This window comes from Allobosea sp. RIT-PG3_2 (assembly GCF_057321085.1).
The window spans coordinates 209730-230738 of record NZ_JBXWCA010000007.1 but is presented as its reverse complement, the minus strand read 5'-3'; the positions used below and the strand labels follow the sequence as shown (position 1 = coordinate 230738).

15 protein-coding genes are annotated in these 21009 nt (G+C 61.0%); 12 read left to right on the top strand and 3 right to left on the bottom strand.

What is annotated here, in order from left to right; all coding sequences use genetic code 11:
* The first annotated feature begins 110 nt into the window (after positions 1-110).
* From AC2FAN_RS20355 to AC2FAN_RS20345, 3 genes are all read left to right on the top strand, one after another.
* Positions 111-1763, top strand: coding sequence for a M20/M25/M40 family metallo-hydrolase (locus tag AC2FAN_RS20355; protein ID WP_485176082.1), 1653 nt, complete (start codon positions 111-113; stop codon positions 1761-1763).
* 1135 nt (positions 1764-2898) lie between these two features.
* A complete protein-coding gene (locus AC2FAN_RS20350; RefSeq protein ID WP_485176081.1) occupies positions 2899-8313 on the top strand; it encodes a HAMP domain-containing protein in 5415 nt (1804 codons plus the stop codon).
* 10 nt (positions 8314-8323) lie between these two features.
* Positions 8324-10000, top strand: coding sequence for a response regulator (locus AC2FAN_RS20345; RefSeq protein WP_265055261.1), 1677 nt, complete (start codon positions 8324-8326; stop codon positions 9998-10000).
* A gap of 698 nt (positions 10001-10698) precedes the next feature.
* On the opposite strand, the gene AC2FAN_RS20340 is transcribed toward AC2FAN_RS20345, so the two are convergent.
* Positions 10699-11604, bottom strand: coding sequence for a hypothetical protein (locus AC2FAN_RS20340; protein ID WP_485176080.1), 906 nt, complete (start codon positions 11602-11604; stop codon positions 10699-10701).
* Between the two features lie 69 nt (positions 11605-11673).
* Entirely contained in the window at positions 11674-12462 is a 789-nt protein-coding gene (locus tag AC2FAN_RS20335) for a L,D-transpeptidase (RefSeq protein ID WP_485176079.1), read from the bottom strand.
* A 379-nt stretch (positions 12463-12841) separates the two neighbouring features.
* Between AC2FAN_RS20335 and AC2FAN_RS20330 the strand changes: the two genes are divergently transcribed.
* From AC2FAN_RS20330 to AC2FAN_RS20300, 7 genes are all read left to right on the top strand, one after another.
* Positions 12842-13936 (top strand): HAD-IA family hydrolase, encoded by a 1095-nt coding sequence (locus tag AC2FAN_RS20330; protein WP_485176078.1) that lies wholly within the window; start codon positions 12842-12844, stop codon positions 13934-13936.
* A gap of 293 nt (positions 13937-14229) precedes the next feature.
* Positions 14230-15021: a metallophosphoesterase gene (locus AC2FAN_RS20325; protein ID WP_265055254.1), complete on the top strand. Its 792-nt coding sequence runs from the start codon at positions 14230-14232 to the stop codon at positions 15019-15021.
* A gap of 787 nt (positions 15022-15808) precedes the next feature.
* A complete protein-coding gene (locus AC2FAN_RS20320; RefSeq protein ID WP_265055253.1) occupies positions 15809-16303 on the top strand; it encodes a YciE/YciF ferroxidase family protein in 495 nt (164 codons plus the stop codon).
* A 387-nt stretch (positions 16304-16690) separates the two neighbouring features.
* Positions 16691-17239 carry a CinA family protein gene (locus tag AC2FAN_RS20315; protein ID WP_265055252.1) on the top strand — a complete coding sequence of 183 codons (549 nt, stop codon included), beginning with the start codon at positions 16691-16693 and terminating at the stop codon, positions 17237-17239.
* A 462-nt stretch (positions 17240-17701) separates the two neighbouring features.
* Entirely contained in the window at positions 17702-18073 is a 372-nt protein-coding gene (locus tag AC2FAN_RS20310) for a hypothetical protein (protein ID WP_485176077.1), read from the top strand.
* Between the two features lie 646 nt (positions 18074-18719).
* Positions 18720-19016 (top strand): PepSY domain-containing protein, encoded by a 297-nt coding sequence (locus AC2FAN_RS20305; RefSeq protein ID WP_265055250.1) that lies wholly within the window; start codon positions 18720-18722, stop codon positions 19014-19016.
* 37 nt (positions 19017-19053) lie between these two features.
* On the top strand, positions 19054-19596 hold the full coding sequence (locus AC2FAN_RS20300; protein WP_485176076.1) for a hypothetical protein: 543 nt from the start codon (positions 19054-19056) through the stop codon (positions 19594-19596).
* A 90-nt stretch (positions 19597-19686) separates the two neighbouring features.
* On the opposite strand, the gene AC2FAN_RS20295 is transcribed toward AC2FAN_RS20300, so the two are convergent.
* The gene (locus tag AC2FAN_RS20295) at positions 19687-19944 is read right to left on the bottom strand and encodes a hypothetical protein (RefSeq protein ID WP_485176075.1); all 258 of its coding nucleotides are present in this window, start codon (positions 19942-19944) and stop codon (positions 19687-19689) included.
* A 25-nt stretch (positions 19945-19969) separates the two neighbouring features.
* Here AC2FAN_RS20295 and AC2FAN_RS20290 point away from each other — a divergent pair, with 25 nt between their 5' ends.
* Together AC2FAN_RS20290 and AC2FAN_RS20285 are read left to right on the top strand one after the other, a co-directional pair.
* On the top strand, positions 19970-20176 hold the full coding sequence (locus AC2FAN_RS20290; RefSeq protein WP_265055247.1) for a DUF982 domain-containing protein: 207 nt from the start codon (positions 19970-19972) through the stop codon (positions 20174-20176).
* 224 nt (positions 20177-20400) lie between these two features.
* Positions 20401-20913, top strand: coding sequence for an autotransporter domain-containing protein (locus AC2FAN_RS20285; RefSeq protein WP_485176074.1), 513 nt, complete (start codon positions 20401-20403; stop codon positions 20911-20913).
* Positions 20914-21009: the final 96 nt, after the last annotated feature.

Here is a 21009-nt window from a genome sequence, read left to right as displayed (position 1 = left end):
TAAGCTGACGAATCCGACAGTATCAGCTTCAGATCGGCCCGGCAGGCCGTTCATGCGGATCATGAGGTCGCCTATCTTCGGGCCGCCCTCAGTACATTTGGAACGTCGCGATGGAACCACAGCTGAAGCCGGAATTCGGACGTCGCGTTCGGGAGCTTTCGTGCACCCTGGTTGGGTGGGGTAGCGAAACCGGAACTACCGGTGAGGCAGAGTTCGGAGCGAAGCTCGCGGAACTGCTTGGCGAAATACCCTACTTCCGCGATCACCCTGATCAGATTCGCCTTGTCGACAGTCACGGAGACCCCATGACCCAAAGTGTCGTGGCAATCGTGCGGGGGCAGGGGGCCCGGACGCTGGCGCTGGCAGGACACTACGACGTGGTTTCAATAGCGAACTATCGCGAACTCGGCCCACTTGCCTTCAAGCCCGATGAGCTGCTGCAGGCGTTGTTCGCCGATCTCCAGAGCAGGCCCTTGAACGCCGCCGAGCAACGTGCCTTGGAGGATCTGAATAGCGGTGAGTTCCTACCTGGTCGGGGCCTGCTCGATATGAAGAGCGGGATCGCGGCTGGAATTGCCGTCCTAGAAGCCTTTGCCACCGAGCCAGATGGGCCAGGCAATCTCATTCTCATCGCGACGCCTGATGAGGAGAGGGGTTCGAGGGGGATGCGGAGCCTTCGGGATGCTCTGCCCGGCATTGCGCGCGAGTTTGGGCTCGACATCCAGGCGGGCATCAACCTTGATGCGACGAGCGATCAGGGAGACGGCGAGGAAGGACGCGCGATATACCGCGGGACGATCGGCAAGGCGCTGCCGTTTGCGCTGATCATCGGGCATTCCTCGCATGCGAGCTACCCCTTCGAAGGCATCAGCGCTCAGTTGATCGCTTCCGCGATCGTCAAGGCCGTGGAGGCGAACCCCACGCTTTGCGACAGGGCCGACGGGGAAGTGTCCCCGCCACCGATCTGCCTTGAGGCCAAGGATTTGCGCGGGGGTTACGAGGTCACGACGCCGGACCGAGTCTGGCTCGGTTTCAACTGGCTTTCTCATAGTTGGACTGCGGTGGAACTGCTCGGCCTCTTCGAACAAAACGTTCGCATCGCCGCTGCCGACGCGATCGAGAGTTTCAATTGCCGGGCACGTAGCTATGCAGCGATGCTCGCAATGCACGAAACTCCGCCGGTGCCGAGTGCCTCGTTCGTTTCGGTCGCGGAGCTGCGGCGGAGGGTCGAACACGTTGGCGGCGCCGATGCCTTGTCCAGGGTTCGAAATGTGGAGCAAACGTGGATCGACTCCGACGATCCCTTGGCTCAAACCCGGGCGGTTGTCGGTGCGATGATCGCGGAAGCCGGTTTGGTCGGCCCCGCCGTTATCTACGGCCTCAGTAGCCTCGTTTATCCCGCCACCCATGTAACGACACTGGGCGACCACTCCGACTTTGCCGCCGCAATTGAAGCCGCACGACTGGCTCAGGAAAAAATGGGGTACTCCGCGATTAAGTACCGCGAGTATTTCACCGGCATCTCGGACATGAGCTTCTTCGGACACCGGCCGTCCGAGGCCGATCGTGCATTGATCGCGGCCAACACGCCGGTCGAGTCACTCGTCGATAGAGCGAGGGACGATGTACTGTCGTTCCCAGTGGTGAACATTGGGCCTTGGGGACGGGAATTTCATCAAAGGCTGGAGCGGGTCAACGCGCCCTATGCGTTCGAGGAGCTACCAAGGTTCCTATGGGAGATCGTCCAACGATTTGTGCGATAGTTACTCCTCGTTACACACTTTCGGGGTCGCGGAAAAACCATCGAGCGCCCGAGCTAACTCCTGTGCGCTCCTCAGCCATATATCTCCGCTTGGTTTCGAGCGCAGAGCGGGTCAAGAAGCGACATCGGCGACAGCCTTCCAGTACGCCATGGCGGGCGGACGACGCAGATGGTTGTCGAGGGCGGAGCGACGAGACCTCGGCGGGACGAACAGATTCCGGACGGCGGAGAGGACAGAGACGAGGCGTTGCAGGCTCCCCGGAGATCGGGTCCCGCATCGTCCATTGGCTTTCGCAGCGGCAGGTGTGAGTTCTCAGTGCGGCTGTTGAGGCGCTTTTGCGCTATGCTCGATCGCCGGCAGGATCTTGCCGCGCGACGGCGGCATCGGAGCCGAGCTTGTCGGTGGCTATCCGACGACGGCACAGCCCTGCTTCTGGACAATGGGCCTCAACAGGCGCCGCGCCGCCTTCGTGTCACGTGCGTCTGCACGATCTCATCGAGGGCACATCGATCAACAAACGCGAACGGCTTAGTTAAATGGCGACGGTGCAGATCAGAGGCGCTTATAATGGTAAATGCCCGGCGAACTTCGAAACGGTAGCCGCGGAACTTTCAATGGCCCGCAGAGTTTGGCGTGTCGGCGCAAGCCAAATCGAGGGGGTTAAAATGAAAACGCTTTTGGCCGAGTGGATGCAAAGCCCCATCATCCCCGATATATCGCAGCGCCTGCCGCGATAGGGCAGCGTGGGCCGCGCGCGACTTGCCCGACATCCTCGCATAGGGCCGGCCCCGATTGAGCCCGAAGCGACCGTCGCGTTAGGATTGACCGAAATCTGGCGCGCCCCCGCTGTCAATTGCGTTTGGATTAACGCGCGTCCCAGCGGTACTTCTGCCTAAGGACAATCAGACCTGGTTGCCACGGCATCGCTTAGCATTGTGGAAAAGAGACGGCGGGTTGTGATCGCCGCCTCCCCGTGAACGACAGCCATTCGACGAATTGAACCTGCCCTTAAGCAAGGCCGCCATTCGGAGCTATGTCCATGGACACGCCTGCCCGTCCCGCCGCAAAGAATCGCTCGTCCAACAAGGCATCGCAAAGAAACCCAATCGCAACCGCGCCTAACGGTCTAGGTTCGATGACCGCCGTCGATGTCTCCGCCGTCGATCTCGCGGAACTGCTCGAAGCGCTCCAGCTGGTCCGTCGGGGCGAGTTTTCAATCAGGCTGCGCAGCAACCAAAGCGGCGTTGCCGGTAAGATCGCCGACACCTTCAACGACATTGTCAGTGCCAATGAAAGAATGGCGCGCCAGCTTGAACAGGTTGGGGAAATTGTGGGCCAGGAGGGGAAGACGCGCACCCGAGTTCGCCTCGGCCTGTCGGACGGTGCCTGGGCGGAGATGGAAAACTCCGTCAACACGCTAATCGACGATCTGCTCTGGCCGACCGCCGCCATGACGCGCACCATCGCCGCAGTCGCCAAGGGTGATCTGCTGCAGCCGGTCCCACTCGACGTGGACGGCCGCCCGCTAAAGGGCGAGTTCCTCCGCTCGGCGACCATCGTCAACACCATGATCGAGCAGCTCAGCATCTTCACCTCCGAAGTGACCCGCGTGGCGCGCGAAGTCGGGACGGACGGAAAGCTCGGCGGCCAGGCGCAAATCAGGGAAGTGACTGGCGTCTGGAAGGACCTGACCGAGAGCGTCAACTCCATGGCATCGAACCTGACCGCCCAGGTCCGCAATCTTGCCGAGGTAACTATAGCCGTAGCCAATGGCGACCTGTCGAAGAAGATCACCGTCGATGTCCGCGGAGAGATACTGCAGCTGAAGGAAGCCATCAATACGATGGTCGATCAGTTGCGTTCCTTCGCCTCGGAAGTGACGCGTGTCGCGCGCGAGGTGGGCACGGAGGGCAAACTCGGCGGTCAAGCGATCGTGCCCGGCGTCGCCGGCACTTGGAAGGACCTCACGGATTCCGTCAACGCGATGTGCGGCAACCTGACCGCACAGGTTCGCAACATCGCTCAAGTCACGACGGCCGTCGCGCGCGGCGACCTCTCTCGCAAGATCACTGTCGATGTTTCCGGCGAAATCCTCGAGCTGAAGGAGACCATCAATACGATGGTCGACCAGCTCAACGGCTTCGCCGGCGAGGTGACGCGCGTGGCTCGCGAAGTCGGCACCGATGGCAAGCTGGGCGGCCAGGCCCGCGTGCCCGGCGTCGCCGGCACCTGGAAAGACCTGACCGACAACGTGAACTCTATGGCGTCGAACCTGACGGCCCAGGTTCGCAACATCGCGGAGGTTTCGACCGCGATCGCGAATGGCGATCTGTCACGCAAGATCACGGTCGACGTGAAGGGCGAAATTCTCCAGCTGAAGGAAACGCTCAACACGATGGTGGATCAGCTCAACCGCTTCGCCTCGGAGGTGACGCGAGTGGCGCGCGAGGTCGGCACCGAAGGCAAGCTCGGAGGACAGGCGCTCGTGCCGGGCGCGGACGGCACCTGGAAGGATCTCACCGAGAACGTGAACTCGATGGCGTCCAATCTGACCGGGCAGGTCCGCAACATCGCGGAGGTGACCACCGCAGTCGCGCGCGGCGACCTCTCCCGCAAGATCACGGTCGACGTGAAGGGCGAAATCCTCGAGCTGAAGAACACGATCAACACCATGGTCGATCAGCTCAACGCCTTCGCCGGCGAGGTTACGCGCGTGGCTCGCGAGGTCGGTACCGAAGGCAAGCTCGGCGGACAGGCGCAGGTGCCCGGCGTCGCCGGCACTTGGAAGGACCTGACCGACAGCGTCAACTCGATGGCCGGCAATCTGACGGCCCAGGTGCGCAACATCGCGGAGGTCGCGACGGCGATCGCGAACGGCGATCTGTCGCGCAAGATCACGGTCGACGTGCGCGGCGAGATCCTGCTGCTGAAGGAAACGCTAAACACGATGGTCGATCAGCTCCGCTCATTTGCCGGCGAGGTCACGCGCGTGGCACGTGAGGTGGGCACCGATGGGCGCCTTGGCGGACAGGCTGTGGTGCCCGGCGTCGCCGGCACCTGGAAGGACCTGACCGACAACGTCAATCTGCTCGCCGCAAATCTGACGACGCAGGTCCGCAACATCGCGGAGGTGACGACGGCGGTTGCCCGCGGTGATCTCTCCCGCAAGATCACCGTCGACGTGAAGGGCGAAATTCTCGAACTGAAGAACACGATCAATACGATGGTCGATCAGCTCAACGCCTTCGCCGGCGAGGTGACGCGTGTGGCGCGCGAGGTCGGCACCGAAGGCAAGCTCGGCGGCCAGGCACAGGTGCCCGGCGTGGCCGGCACCTGGAAGGATCTGACCGATACCGTCAACGTCATGGCGGCCAACCTCACCGAACAGGTGCGCGGTATCGTCAAGGTCGTCACTGCCGTGGCCAATGGCGATCTCAAGCAAAATCTGACAGTCGCCTCCAAGGGCGAGGTCGCGGCGCTCGCCGAGACCATCAACAACATGACGAATACGCTTGCGACCTTCGCTGACCAGGTCACGACTGTCGCACGCGAGGTGGGCGTGGACGGGCGCCTGGGGGGCCAAGCGAACGTCCCGGGCACAGCCGGCACCTGGAAGGACCTCACCGGCAACGTCAATCTCCTGGCAGCGAATCTTACGACGCAGGTGCGCGCCATCGCGGAGGTCGCGACGGCGGTCACGAAGGGAGACCTGACGCGCTCGATCCAGGTCGAGGCTCGCGGCGAGGTCGCCGAGCTCAAGGACAACATCAACACGATGATCGGCAATCTGCGCCTCACCACCGAGCGCAACACCGACCAGGACTGGCTAAAGACCAATCTCGCGCGCTTTACCAACATGCTGCAGGGCCATCGCGACGTCTCGACAGTGGCCCAGATGCTCCTTTCGGAGCTAGCGCCGCTCGTCGGCGCCCAACACGGGGTCATCTACCAGGTCGAGTCCGAGGGCACCTCAGCCGGCCTGAGGCTGCTTTCGGTCTATGCCGACGACCCGGTTAAGGGCCATCCGGAACGACTCCAGATGGGCCAGGGACTGATCGGCCAATGCGCCAAGGATGCACGGCGGATCCTGGTCACGGACCTGCCTCCTACCACCCTACCAATCGGCTCGGGCGTATTCAAGGCACAGCCCCGCAGCGCCATCGTCCTGCCGGTCCTGTCCGAGGGCCAAGTGAAAGCCATCATGGAGCTCGCGACCACAAGCTGCTTCAGCGAGCTGCAAGTCTCCTTCCTCGACCAGCTCACCACCTCGATCGGCATCGTGCTCAACTCGATCGAAGCGACGATGCAGACCGAAAGCTTCTTGAAACAGTCGCAGCAACTGGCCGGAGAGCTCCAGACGCAGCAGCGCGAACTTCAGCAGACGAACGAACAGCTCGAACAGAAGGCCCAGCAACTCGCCGAGCGGAATGTCGAGGTGGAGGCCAAGAACCAGGAGATCGAGCAGGCCAGGCGCGCGCTCGAAGAGAAGGCGACCGAGCTGGCCCTAACCTCCAAATACAAATCTGAGTTCCTCGCCAACATGTCGCATGAGCTACGGACGCCGCTCAACTCGATCCTGATCCTTGGGCAGCAGCTCGGTGAAAATCCGGACCGCAACCTCTCCGACAAGCAAGTCGAATTCGCTCGCACCATTCATGCCGCAGGAACCGACCTGCTCAATCTGATCAGCGACATCCTCGATCTCTCCAAGATCGAGTCCGGAACCGTTTCGGTCGAGGCCGAAGAAATCTTCTTCACCAGCCTTCTCGACATCATCACGCGCTCGTTCCGTCACGAAGCGGAAAACCGCAGGCTCTCCTTCGCCGTCGAGTTGTCGCCGGACCTGGACCGCAGCTTCATCACCGATTCAAAGCGACTGCAGCAGATCCTCAAGAACCTTCTCTCCAATGCTTTCAAATTTACCGAGAAGGGCAGCGTCGCGCTCAAGGTTTCTCCGGTCAGCGGCGGCTGGAGCCCGGACAATGCGTCGCTGCGCCACGCCCCCGCCGTCATCGCATTCGAGGTCTCAGATAGCGGTATCGGCATCTCGACCGACAAGCAGCGGATCATCTTCGAAGCGTTCCAGCAGGCCGATGCATCGACCAGCCGGAAATACGGCGGCACGGGACTAGGGCTGGCCATCAGCCGGGAGTTGGCCACCCTGCTGGGCGGCGAAATCCAGCTGCGCAGCACGCCGGGCTCGGGCAGCATCTTCACCCTGTTCCTGCCCTCTAGCTTCGTGGGTGCGGCGCCGATCGCGATGCGCCCGACCGTCGCCGATACGGCTGCAGTATCGATCGCAGCATTGACGGCGGGCCGGCTCGGCGAGAACGCGGCGGAGCAGCTGCAGGATGATCGTCATCGGATTGTACCCGGGGATTCAGTTCTGCTCATCATCGAGGACGATCCCCACTATGCCAGCGTGCTAATCGACCTTGCCCGGAACCACGGTTTCAAGGTGCTCGTCGCCATGCGTGGTTCGGAGGCACTGACGCTAGCGCGCCAATACCGGCCAACCGCGGTCACTCTCGACGTCTTCTTGCCAGATATGTTGGGCTGGACGGTGCTGAGCCAACTCAAACAGGATCCCGCGACACGCCACATTCCGGTACAGATCGTCACCCTCGACGAGGATCGCCAGCATGGTCTCGCGCGTGGAGCTTTCGCCTTTATGAACAAGCCGACGACGACGGAGGGGCTCGGCCGCGCCCTCGCCCGGCTGAAGGACTATGCCCAGCCGCGTCGCAAGCAGCTCCTCCTGGTCGAAGACGACGCGCGGGAGCGGCAGGCCGTCACCGGACTGCTCGACCACGATGATATCGACATCGTCAGCGCCGATACCGGCGCGAAAGCGCTCGAAATCCTCAGCGAGGGCGCGACAGACTGCGTCGTGCTCGATCTTAAACTGCCCGACATGTCGGGCTTCGAGGTGCTGGAGCATATCCGTGACGACGCGGCGATCGGCGACGTGCCGGTTGTCGTCTTCACCGGGCGCGAACTGTCGCCGGAGGAGGACACGCAGCTTCACACGATCGCCCGCAGCGTCGTTGTCAAGGGCGTCGAGTCTCCGGAAAGGCTGCTGGACGAGACGGCGCTCTTTCTACACCGGGTCGTGTCGAACCTACCTGCCGCCCAGCAGGAGATGCTGGCGCAGCTGCACAGCTCCGACGCGGATCTTGTCGGCAAGATCGTGCTGCTCGTCGACGACGATGCGCGCAATATCTTCGCGCTAAGCAGCATCCTCGAACGCCGCGGCATGCGGGTGATCACGGCGACGACCGGCAGCGAGGCGATCGCAGCGATCAAGAAAGAGCCGGACATTGCCCTCGTGCTCATGGATATCATGATGCCCGGGATGGACGGATACGAGACGACGCAGGCCATCCGGGCCGATCCCGCCCTCCGCCGGCTGCCAATCATCGCCCTCACCGCGAAGGCGATGAAGGGCGATCGCGAGAAATGTCTGGAGGCCGGCGCGTCCGATTATCTGGCCAAGCCGGTGAACACGGAACAATTGCTATCCGCCCTGCGTATGTGGCTGCATCGCTGAGGGGGCTCCCATGGATCCGGTAAACATTCTCCTGGTCGATGACCAACCGGCGAAGCTGCTCAGCTATGAGGTCATCCTCGGGCAGCTGGGCGAGAATCTGATCAAGGCGCACTCCGGCCGCGAAGCTCTTGAACATCTTCTCCGCAACGACATGGCCGTCATCTTGGTCGATGTCTGTATGCCGGATCAGGATGGCTTCGAACTCGTGGCGATGATCCGCGAGCACCCTCGTTTCCAGAAAACTCCGATCATCTTCGTCTCGGCGGTGATGATGGCTGAGCCGGACCGGTTGCGCGGGTACGAAGCCGGCGCGGTGGATTATGTCTCCGTGCCGGTGGTGCCGGAGGTTCTGCGTGCGAAGGTCAAGGTCTTCACCGAGCTCTACCGGACGAACCGGCAGCTCGAGCGCCTCAATACCGAGTTGGAACGACGCGTGGCAGAGCGGACCGCTCAGCTGGAAGCGTCGTCCGCGGAACTGCAGTCATTGAACGAACAATTGGAGAGCCGCATCGAAGAGCGCACCCGCGAACGGGAAGAAGCGCTGGCCCAATTGTTCGAGGCTCAGAAGCTCGACACCATCGGGCAACTCACCGGTGGCGTCGCGCACGATTTCAATAATCTCCTGATGGCGGCGCTCGGCAGCCTCCATCTGCTCCAAAAGCGGCTGCCGCATGAAGAGCGCATAGACAAGCTCTTCAACAATGCGATCCAGGCCCTCGACCGAGGCGCTGCTCTGACGCAGCGCCTGCTCGCCTTCGCACGGCGCCAGGAGCTGAAGCCCCAGGCAATCGACATTCCCGCCATCGTGGTCGGCACGGGGGATTTGCTGCAACGAGCGATCGGCCCTGGGATCGAGTTCGTCCGGGAGTTGCCCAAGGCGCTGCCTTTAGTGCTCGTCGATGCCAACCAACTGGAACTCGCCCTGCTCAATCTCGTCGTCAATGCGCGCGACGCGATGCCGAACGGAGGTAAGCTAACGATCACCGCCGAAGCCTCGGTCGTCTCATCCGACAATCCGCAAACGGAACTCGCGCCTGGACCCTATGTCTGCATCCGGGTCAGCGACACCGGTTCCGGCATGGACGAGCTAACTCTGCAGAAGGCAGCGGACCCGTTCTTCACCACCAAAGGGCCCGGCAAGGGTACGGGGCTCGGCCTCTCGATGATCAAAGGCTTGGCCGCACAGTCGGGAGGCATGCTGGCGCTGTCGAGCCGTGTCGGTATGGGGACAAGCGCAACTTTGTGGCTACCCGTTGCAAGTGAGGCTGAGACGTCCGCATCGCTTGCGAAGGCCGAAGAGGCGGCTCGCCCGCTGGAGCAGCCGTCGGCTTCCCGCGTCATTCTCCTGGTCGACGACGACCCGTTGGTGAGCATGGGTACGGCAGCAATGCTGGAGGATCTCGGTCATACGGTCGTCGAGGTGAACTCGGGCGCTAAGGCCTTGGACGCGTTGTTGGAGAATGAGCGCATCGACCTCGTCATCACGGATCATTCGATGCCTGGGATGACCGGCGCAGAGCTGGCGCGAAGAATTCGGGCCTCTCGGCCGGAACTGCCTATCATTCTGGCTTCGGGCTATGCCGAGATTCCGGATAATGAAGGCCTCGAGGATCTTCTGCGCCTGGGTAAGCCGTTCGCGCAAAGCCAGCTGACCTCCGCCATTGAACGCTGTCCGCCGCCCGGTTGATTAGCTTTCCCCAAGCCAGCGCCGGCGCTATTTGTGCGGGCCGACGCGAAGGCCGAGCTGAATGAAGTCCCAATCGTGCCATACTCATGGCTTTGATGGGGCGCCGGCGGCGCGACCCGAGCACGGCGTGATTGCCCCGGATCGCTGACAGGCCGGTCGCCTGGAAGGCCGCCGCGCCGCGTTCCGGTGGGGCTATCGGCGTTGGTCGAATTTAGGACGAACGCCGAGCGCGCGATTGGCGCGCGGCACTCCGAAGCTTTCTGATGAAAGGGCTCGCTGGAGCCTGTCCCGCTGGTTGCTATCGCCGACTGCTTCCCGCGCAGGGAGTAACGCCTAACGCCGTTCGGCAGCGTGGTTTCCACCGCCATCTGCACGACGCGGCGGCGATCGGTGGTCGAGGATTTCGTGTACCGCGGTGTTTCCCGGGACGGGTAAGACGATTGGCTCTCTCGAGCGGTAGTCGGGCACGGTGAGCACGTCACGACGCGCCAGCATGCCCTCGTCATGGGAAATTGGGTGACTCTGCTCGTGGCGCATCCAACCAACTTCAGCGCACGCGACAGTTCCAGCGACGAGCTGTGCAACGATCAGTATCACGTCGTTCGACGGCATCGACCGTCATTGGTTGACTCGGCTCTCTCCCCCTTTAAGTCGAGCACGTCTGATAACGGGACAAGAACGGGCCAATCGATCAATGATCAATCGTTGGTAGGGAGGCTGGTTTTGCGGGTTTCCCGAGCGCGTTCTACGGATCTCGCCGCCCTACGTGCGGCACGCAATTCTTGGATTGTCGGCTGCCACCATCCGCGTTGAAAGGCATTCGTTGTGGTCGGGCGTCGCGCAGGCCACGCCCTGATAAGCTCTTCATGCGTCGGACGCCGCCACAACGCCCAGACTAGATCGTCGAACAGTTCGGAACTCCAAGCGTAATGCCGAGCGGCAGTTTCCGCTGGCACGATTTCCCCTGTCACTTCAAGGACGACGAGCGGTCCCTCATGGGACATCAGCACTCGGTCCGGCGGCGGAAGTTCAGTTGCAGGAACGGGATAGCGGCGGCGGCGCCGCTCGGCTGCCGTGGCCTTCGCCTCCTCGTAGTCAGGCGCGGATCTCGCTGCCTCCCGTCGCTGCCTTCGTGCTTCTGGCTCGCTGCGTTGCGCGGCAGCTTCGATCGCGGGCCATCTCCTGCGAAGCTCGTCAACCGACCGATATGGAACCTGCCAAGCCTTGTCCTCGCCGTTCCACCAGGCCCATGGCACAGCGCGCAACTCGTCGACAATCGTTCGCGAGAACGGTGTGCGCACGATCATCTCATCGGCGGCCTGCAAATAGGGACTAACGATCGGCTCGAACGAGAAGGAATCGCGGCCGCGCTCGTCGGCTGGGGCGAAAGCACGCGGGAGTTCGCGAGCGAACCACCGTTCCGCGCGACGCATCGCCGTCGTTCCGGGCAGCCGCCAAGCCGCCAAGTGCTCGCTCCAGCGTGCTCGCGGAAAGGCCCGCCGAAAGCGCTCCACGGCTGCGGCGTCGAACGGGAAGGACACGATGGCGCCCGGACCTTCTTCATCGTCACGGATTTGGATGTCATTGTGCTCGCGCGCAGCCATCGGCCTATCGTCCCGCAGCCCCCGACGATGGCTCCGGCCCGGCCAAGTTGGCAAAAGCCGGGATGAGAGCTATTCGATGAACCGCACGGTCGTGCCGGGCCTGACGGTTTGGGCCAGTTCTTCTGCGTCCCAATTCGTAAGCCGGACACAGCCATGCGATGACGCCTTGCTGATCCTCGAAGGTTCCGGCGTGCCGTGAATGCCGAATGTCGGCTTCGACAGCTCGATCCACACCGTCCCGACCGGGTTGTTGGGACCTTTCGGAAGCACCAAGCGGCGCTTGTTACTCCCCTGCTGGAAATTCTTGATCGGGTCGTAGTGATAGGTCGCGTTCTTAACGACCCTCACCACCTGATATTCGCCCTCGGGCGAGGGTGTCTCCTCGCTCCCGATAGTCGCTGGGTGCATCGCGATGACTTTTCCCGTCGCATCCAACGCGCGAACCATACCATTTGTCTTGTCGGCCTCCACCGTTCGTGCCTCATTGGAAGGAAGGCTTCGTCCGACTGAGACGACGTGCAACGTTTCCTCGCACTTCAGATAATCTTTTCGTGGGTTGAGCATCCTGAGAAGGCCCTCGCTCATATGAAAGCGTTCGGCGAACATCTCCTGCGCGTTCCTGTAGCCGAGCCGATTCATTCGGGCCTGACGAGCATAGTCATGAGGAATGCGCCGGGATAACCGGGCTTTGATATCCTCCTTCGTTACGAAGTAGTCCGAGACGATATTCGTGCTGACGTCCCCTTTGAGCGCTCGCCAAGTTGCTGCGTCAATCGTTTCGCCGTTTCCGAGGTTTTCGCGGCGGCGGAACTGACCGACGGCTTTCCGGTAATTGTCGCCATTGGGAATAGCGCGCACTTGGCGGAGAGCGAGGCAAACTTCAAATAAGATACTGATTTATCTAAGTTTGCTCCAATTGCCTTCCGCTTTCCATTCGGCGGACTACAGAAATTTTGGCTGGGGGTTCGGTGCGGGTGAGGACGCTGGCACGGCGCGGCGAGCGGCTGCAACACGCTGAAATTGATCGGCAAATTCACCTAACGTACCATGCGCTCTTTGTTCCCCGCCAAGTGCGCGCTATTCCCCGGCAATTCCGGAAGCCCGTGTGCTCCCCTCCCGGGCATCACCACACGGTAGCACTCTGGGATCTGGCTATGAGAGCACGAAGGTCACCAAGCGAACTGAAGGTCCGCAAATCAGCTATACTGGTTCCACTACTGACGCTGGGAGCACGTTGATGGAAAAGCCACCTGAGGAACGTGCTCGCGTTAGCGCGCCGGGGCTCCGCACGTTCTTGAATCTCGCGGACCGCTGGGAATTGTCCTCGGCCGACCGGCTCGCGCTTCTGCAGTGCGATGCGAGGCAATATGGGGAATGGTCGACCGCTGCGCGGTCGAATGGTCCGCTCGTTCTCGAAACGCCTGTTCTCCTGCGTATCTCTGCACTCCTCGGTGTCTTTAAGGATGCGCAGCAGCTTTACGGATCTCCGCAAAAAGAAAGAGATTGGCTGCGCTCCACCAACATGGCTGCGCCTTACCAGGGGCGAGCTCCCATCGATCTCCTGAGAGGGACGCTCGACGATCAACTTGCTGTGCGGGGTGAGGTCGCGGCTATCAGATGGGGTGGGGGCGTAGCGCCTAATGCGATCGACAAGAACTTCACAAAATACACAGATGAAGATCTGATCTGGGCAGACGATCGTCCGCAGATCCGGGCTGTCTGCTTCGATGGGTTCGGAACGCTCGTCGAAATTGGCGATAAGCGACGGCCGTTCAGAGCGCTCCTCGGGCATGCCAGTGCATCGGCGGCGGTGACCCAGGCGCTCACCACTCCGATGAGCCTACGCGATCTTGCCCGGGACCTCGCAACTGTTCCTGACGAGGAGCGCCTTATCGAGCTTGAGGCGGACTTATCGGCGGAAACCGCTTCGACACGGTTACGGCCGGAAATTGAGGCCATCTGGCGCAGGTTGGGCGAGCTCGGATTGAAAATAGGCGTCTGCTCGAATCTCGCCGCGCCATATGGAGCCGCTTTGCTCGGCTGCCTGCCTAGCGCCCCGGATGCGGCCGTTCTCTCGTTTGAGGTCGGCATGATGAAACCTCAGGTCGAGATTTATCAGCTGGTTTGCCAGCGGCTTAATTTGGAGCCGCATCAGGTACTTTTCGTCGGTGACAGCATCGATGCAGACGTGATCGGCCCGCGAAATACTGGACTGTTCGCGATGCACATCGACGAGTTCGAGTCTGGATTTACTGAGGGCGCAGCGCCGGAAGCGCCGAAACCTGTCATCGAGCTCCTAGAACGTGCTGCGGCTACACCGCGCCGTGCTTGAACGTGCGTGCACGTGCGCGCTCTATGATGCAATCTAACGCGTTATAAAGAGTTCGGATGCTTTATGACGCTGTAAGAAAGATTTCAGACTGTCTCGTTAAATCGTTTTCACGCTTTAGACAGCGTCAATGTAGCTTTAGAACGCGTGCGGACGCTACATGGAACATTTCAGACTGCATAAATAAAGCGTTCGAGCGCGTGTGGACGCTGCAAAACGTAGCTTGCTGCGTCCAAGTGCATCGCGTGGCGCTCTTAGGCTTGGGTGGCTGAAGCAAACTAATGAGGAAGGGCAGGATGCGGCTTTTGGTGATTTCCGATCTTCATTTGGAATTCGGCCCGTTTGCATTGGCCGAACCGATGCCTGAGTTTGATGTCGCAGTCTTCGCCGGCGATGTGCACAAGCCAATCAGTGCTGCGCTCGAGTGGATGGTGGAACAGCGGGAAGCCGGTCCGTTCCATGGCCGGGAAATCGTCTACGTCGCCGGCAATCACGAGTTCTACAAGAGCGAGATGAAGGGCAACCTGGCGGCCGGGGGCGAACTCGCAGGCAAGGTCGGCATCCACCTTTTGCATCGCCGGACCGTTGTAATCGGGCAGGTGCGCTTCATCGGCTGCACCCTCTGGACCGACTACCGCCTTCTTGGGACGCCTAAGCCGTCGATGATTTTCGCCGGGCAAGAGCTGAACGATCACCATCTCATTCGCTATCGAGAGGAAAGTGGTCATTACAGCCGCTTCATGCCCTGGCACGCTGCGGCTGAACATCGCCTCGACCTTGCGTTCATCCGCGGCGAACTCGCTAAGCCGCATGATGGACAAACCGTAGTAGTCACTCACCATGCGCCGCATCCGCAATCAGTCCAGCCGAGGCACCAGGGGAGCGCTTTGTCGCCCGCCTTTGTTTCTGACCTCAGTGCCCTTATCGAGGAGCATCAGCCGGAGCTCTGGGTCCACGGCCATGATCATGGGTCACATGACTACAAGGTCGGTCGCACGCGCGTCCTGGCTAATCAGGCCGGCTATCCCAATCGCAATGGCGATCGCGAGAATCCATGGTTCAATCTGACATGTGTCGTCGAGGTGTGAAACCATCCGAAATGATTTGCGGCCTTGAGGCGTGACGTCACATGCCGGCGCTGTCGTGATCAGCGGGCGAGGTTCGCCAGCGGTGAACTCCTGTATCTAAAATTTCGAAGGGGGAGGTTGCAAGGACTGCAAATCCTGGGACCCCCTGCTCCCAAAGGATCCGCTAAGGCGCACGCTATGGCGACCTGCCAAGGTCCGAGACGGGTGGGAAGCAGAAGTTGGTCACGCGAGCCAAACGCGCCTCTATCGCGGCCGCCACCGTCGCTATGACGGCCAGGCTTGCCGAGGGCTGCAACCGCCCTGGCGCTCAGTTTCCCCAAAACTCGTGACATTCGGCCCTAGCTCGGGCCCTAGTAAGACCGCCGGATTGAGGCGATGCGCTTCGACCTGCAGCGGAGGGCAGCGGAAATCGATACACGATAGCCGTTAATTTCTAGGGGTTTTCTGATCGATGAGGGTTCATGGCGATCACCAGCGGACAAACATTCAGTGGACCCGAGGGTACAAACGGAGCATGCACGTTCTGGGGTATCTTCTGCGCGCTGAGGTCGTTTGAAAACTCGGTTGCGCCCTCGATCAGGACAATAGAGCAGGCCTTCTGATCCCCGCCCGTCGGCCATTCAAGCAGGTGACTCTGTCATGGGGCAGCACGGTTGCGCGGTTGGTCTGAAGCGCTCGTCATTTAAAAATGACGGTCGAACCAATGTTCTTTCGTGACGACCGGTTTGCGGGAACCCCGTTGGGGCCATGACAGTTTGACGGCGACCATCAACCTGGAGGACGCCAAATGGCCGCTCAAGAAAAGAACCTCGCCGACCTGTTTCTCGATACACTCAAGGACATCTATTACGCCGAAAAACAGATTTTGAAGGCGCTGCCAAAGATGGCGAAGGCGGCCCAGTCGCCGGAACTGAAAAAGGCTTTCGAGGCGCATCGTGATGAGACGGAAGGGCATGTCGAACGCCTAGCTGAGGTGTTCGAACTTATTGGCAAGGCGCCGCGCGGCAAAACCTGCGACGCCATCCTCGGCATCATAGAGGAAGGCAGAGCCATCATCGAGGAGTTTGAAGGCAGCCCGGCACTTGATGCAGGCCTAGTCGCGGCTGCGCAGGCTGTCGAGCATTACGAGATGGCGCGCTACGGCACGCTTAAGGCCTGGGCAAAGGAGCTTGGGCATAAAGACGCCGTCTCCTTGCTCGACCAGACACTCAGCGAGGAGACAAAGACCGACAAGTTGCTGTCTCAGCTTGGGATTTCCTCAACAAACAAAATGGCCGCCTGACACTACCGGGCGTCGCGCGAGAGCACGGCGCCTTTTCCTTGATGGAAGCAGTCATGGCTATGAGTTACGAGCTCATCGTTCACAAGGGCAGCATGATGTCCTGTGGGCTCGAATGGCGCAGGCGGTGGACAGGCAAACCAATCACCTTCGTTGAGGCGGTACATTATCCAGAACAGCCAAAACGCGGCACCGCTGCGACGCAAGTCAAGCTTGACGAGCTGATCTGGAAGCTAGAGGGGCCAGAGAAGAGCTCCTGGATTTGGAGGAGTTGGACGAGAGCCGGCTCGAAAAGATACGAAGGAGTTTTGCGCGCGGGAATCGAAGGCGCGTGGCAACCCTCAGCCTAAATGCGCCTGACACCGAGTTGGGCAGCCGCGGATTATCGCCATGTCCGATAGAATCAGCATCGATCGACTGAATTTAGCTAAACTCGAAAGCGCTCGAACACTAGCGGAGCGCTTGATCTCGATTTGCCTCGCTCGGCATGAGCGCATCGTTACGGCGGAGTCATGCACTGCGGGATTACTCGGGCAGACGCTATCCGGGTGCGTCGGCGCCTCTATCGCGTTCGATGGCGGTTTTCTGACCTACACAAAGCAAGCTAAAACGAAAATGCTCGGGGTTTCAGCCGATCTGCTAACGACCCATACCGCTGTTCATCGCCTGGTCGCTCACGCCATGGCGGATGGGGCGCTATTACGAGGCCCCGGCACAATTTCGCTATCCGTCACCGGCGTTACGGGTGATACCCCAGATGAGGACGGTAACCCGATCGGCCGTGTCATCATGGCCTGCGCAACGGCACACTCAACGCATAGCCTTCATTGTGAGTTTGGCCACTTGGTGTCGCCAGCACTGAATCAGATGGCAGTGGCAGTGACACTTGCATTGGCGTTGCAGAAACTAGGGGACGAAAGCGTGGCTACGATATTTTAGGCTGCACTGCTGTACTGGTTATCTACGAAGTGCGTCGCGACTGAGAGAGCCGGAAGGGAATGCTCTTGGATCTCATAGATTAGCGTCAGCGTTCGTCAAACGGCCGCATATCGCCTGGTTGATTGCGAAGGGAGATCGGCAAAGCCATATGGGCTATATGAGTCACCGTACGGCTTTCTTTCCAAACGCAATACAGTTGCCCGATCCCGGCTGAAGGCGCTGCGCGAAGCAAAGCGCCGGACCAGCTGGGTCAATCCGAATGAAAGCTATGAGAGGGCGGCAAAGGAGCTGATCTTCGAAGCATTGAAGCCGGGCAGCGCCTTCATTCAACGCTTTCGGCCCCTGCGGGTGAGCTGGCACGACGGGGCATGTTCAAGAACCTGGTCCGCCCCCTGCTCAAGCTCACCGTACCAGGCGTATCGGACTTTTACCAAGGAACCGAGTTCTGGGATCTCTCGCTCGTTGAGCCCCGACAATCGTCGGCCGGTTGACTACAACCTTGCGGAAGCGGCTCTCGGGACCAGCGCTTCGCTCCACGAACTGCTGAAAACGTGGGCGGACGGGCGCGTCAAGCAGCGGATCGTCCGTACATTGTTGAAGGAGCGCGCCGAGTCGCCGCAGCTGTTTGCTGGCGGCGAGTATCGGCCTATCGCGCTTGATGGAGAGGACAGGGACGCCTACCTCGCTTTCAAGCGTGTATTGGGGGGTGAGGCCCTGCTCGTGCTTGTTACTCGTTTCAGCCCAACGGGTGATTGCACCGAAATGGCGACGCTACCCTGCCTAGCCAAAAACGGCCGATGGCGGGAGCTTCATAGAGGCCTCGATCGATTGTAGGTCACTGCATTCAGGTCCAGGACGTATTGAACGCGCTGCCGGTGGCCGTGCTTCGACAGGCATCGGCCTAAGGGGGAGTTCTCATAGCAACCGAGCGCTGGCCAACGGGCAGGCGCGCCACGCTAAGCTTCCGGCCAGTCTCCTCGAACGGATTCGCCCCGATGGCGGGGGTCGACGCCAGCCCTCAGCCGCATCCCGACAGCGAGCGTCGCCGATCAAAACGGCCTGGCGCCATGGCAAAGGCGCAGCGTCATGCGCAACATGCGGCAGCGCTCTGACGTCGCGACGCTGTATCAAGCAACACCCACGCCCACTTAATTCATGCCTCCGTCGAAGTGGGCGTGGCAAATTGTTCGGCATCTATATTGCAGCTCGAAAGATTTGGCCGACTTCTCTATCTCGGAAGAATTGGATAGCTGCTTCTCAGTCCAATAGACGTCCTTAAGCCGCTCGTCGATAGAACAGGCCGTTGAGGGCTTTTGGTTCTGTTGCTGTGGGTCTCCAGATGGCAAGATTGAATGTCGCATAACGGGTAAAAACCCGCTCTGTTCCGCTTACGCATTCGTGGGTTGGAATGGAACTAAATGAGGCAGAACGCCGTTTTCCAGGGCATCGCGGCCAAGCCGCCCTGCCTCGGAGAAGACTCATGAAAAAGCTGATACTCGCGTCCTTTATCGGTACCGCAGCCTCCTTCGGCGCTATGGCGCAGACGTCCACCACCTCACCAGCCCCCGCTCCTGCACCGGCCGATGCGAACGCTCCGCTTCCGGGAGCCAATAGTTTCACTGAAGGCCAAGCCAAGAGCCGCCTTGAAGCCAATGGCTACACTAACGTTACCGGCCTGAAGAAGGACGATAATGGCGTCTGGAAAGGTACAGCCACTAACGCCGGCGCACAAGTCAACGTCTCGGTCGATTACCGCGGCAACATAACCCGCAATTGATCAATGCCGCTCGCATAACACCTTTGGAGAGACAGACATGACCCGCACGATCACCCGATCCTACGATAATTACGCAACGGCTAGCTCTGTCGTCGAGCAGCTTGAAGGCGCCGGCATTTCGAGCAGTAACATCAGCTTCGTCGGCCATAACGGCGAGACTGATGAGACGAATGCCGCCGAGGGCGCCGGTATTGGCGCGGGCGTGGGAGGTGCAGCTGGTTTGCTTGCGGGCCTGGGCCTGCTTGCCATTCCGGGTGTCGGCCCCGTCGTCGCCGCTGGCTGGCTCGCCGCGACTGCCGCCGGTGCGGTCGCTGGCGCTGCCGCAGGCGGTCTGGTCGGCTCATTCGTGAAGGAAGGCCATGACGAGGAGGAGGCCAACTATTACGCGGAGACTGTCCGTCGCGGCGGCTCCGTGGTCTCCGTCCGGGCCCAGCCGGAGCAGGAGGCGACGGTGGAAGCCATCCTCGATGGCGCGACGCCGATCGATCGAGATGCTCGCATGGCCCAATATCGCCAGGAGGGATGGACCCGCTTCGACGAGAACGCTGACCCTTATCTGCGCGGCCAGGCCGCCATCTAACGCTAACGTCGATCTTACCGTGGGCCCCGGGGTTCTCCCCGGGGCCTTTCTGCGAACACTGGCTCGCGTTTGCAACTGGGAGATTCCGGCCTAGCAGCGATCGCGCGCTGCCACGCGATAGGAGCAGCGGAGTTCCGCCGCTGCAAAACCTAAGGCAACGAGCGAGCGTCGATATTGCTCGATCGCCCGTAGCGTCAGCTCATCTTCATCCTCGGCAATCGCTACCAAGCTTGCGACGATATACGCCAGCTTGGTCCGCTCTTGCTCGTCAAACGGATCGGGGATGGTCGATCGAATCTCGGACCAGGCTGCATCAAGCGCGGCTTGCGCGCGGGCCAGGTCGACCACCGTCTCGTCGGCGATGGAGGCCTACATGTTTCTGGCGGATTGGCCGAAGAGCCAGAGAGACGCTGTCCACGCCTTCGCATTGAGGGCCTGCTTGGCGGCGGTCCGCGACGAGATTGAGCCCGAGACTGCGAAAGGGGTCTTCGCCTCCTGGGCTGAGGAGAACGACATTCTGGCGCCGGACGTGACCGCGTTTGCAACCAGCCGCCGGACAGGATCGCACGGCACCGCCTGAAACGAAAAGGCCCCGCCAGCCGGAGCTGGCGGGGCCATTAAGCGCGGCGCGGAACAAAACCAATCAGCTATCAACGTGCTCTCTCTCAACTGGTCCGTGGAGAGTGCCTTGGCATCATGTCCCTAATCATGGAGGTGTACCGTCGCGTGGGATCGAACTGCCGCGGTCGGCTTATGAGGTTCTCAATTTGATTGCTAGCGAACCGCACTGGCCCGCTTTTCGCTGTGGAGCGCAGCCTACGGCTCTGCGGGACGTATGGACGGCTCGGTCCGCATCGGCTCGGATCTGCGACTCGACGACGACCCAGTGGACGGCCTAGCCGTCTCAGGCGGGAAGGCGCGCGCATCGCTCAGTGGCGGCTCGGCAGGGTCGACAGCGGCGTATTCCAGGCCGGCGTCTATGGTATGACTAGGCTCGGTCCTATTAATCTGGCGGCGGCGGGCAGCTATGACCGGCTGGACAATGATGTAAGCCGCGCCGTTCCGGAGCTCGGTAACACCTTGCTGTCCTCTTATGTCACCGCGGCCTGGAGCGGGCGGACCCAGGCCAGCGCAAAGCTCGCCAGTTCGGGCGGGTTCACGCTCTCACCGTTGGCGGCACGGCATGCGGTGACCGTCCTCAGCCCGGCCTTCAACGAGCGCGGGCTTCGGCGCAAACGCAGCTGCTCTTTTAATCGCCGCAGCAGCACCACGACGAGCCGCTCCGGGCTCGGCGCCCAACTCGATGCAGAGGCTTAGATCGGAGGCGTGCCGCTTACCGCCTTCGCGCGCCTCCTGGGCGCATTACTTCCAGCGGGAGGCTGAGATCACCGCAGGCCTGATCGTGGTGCTGCC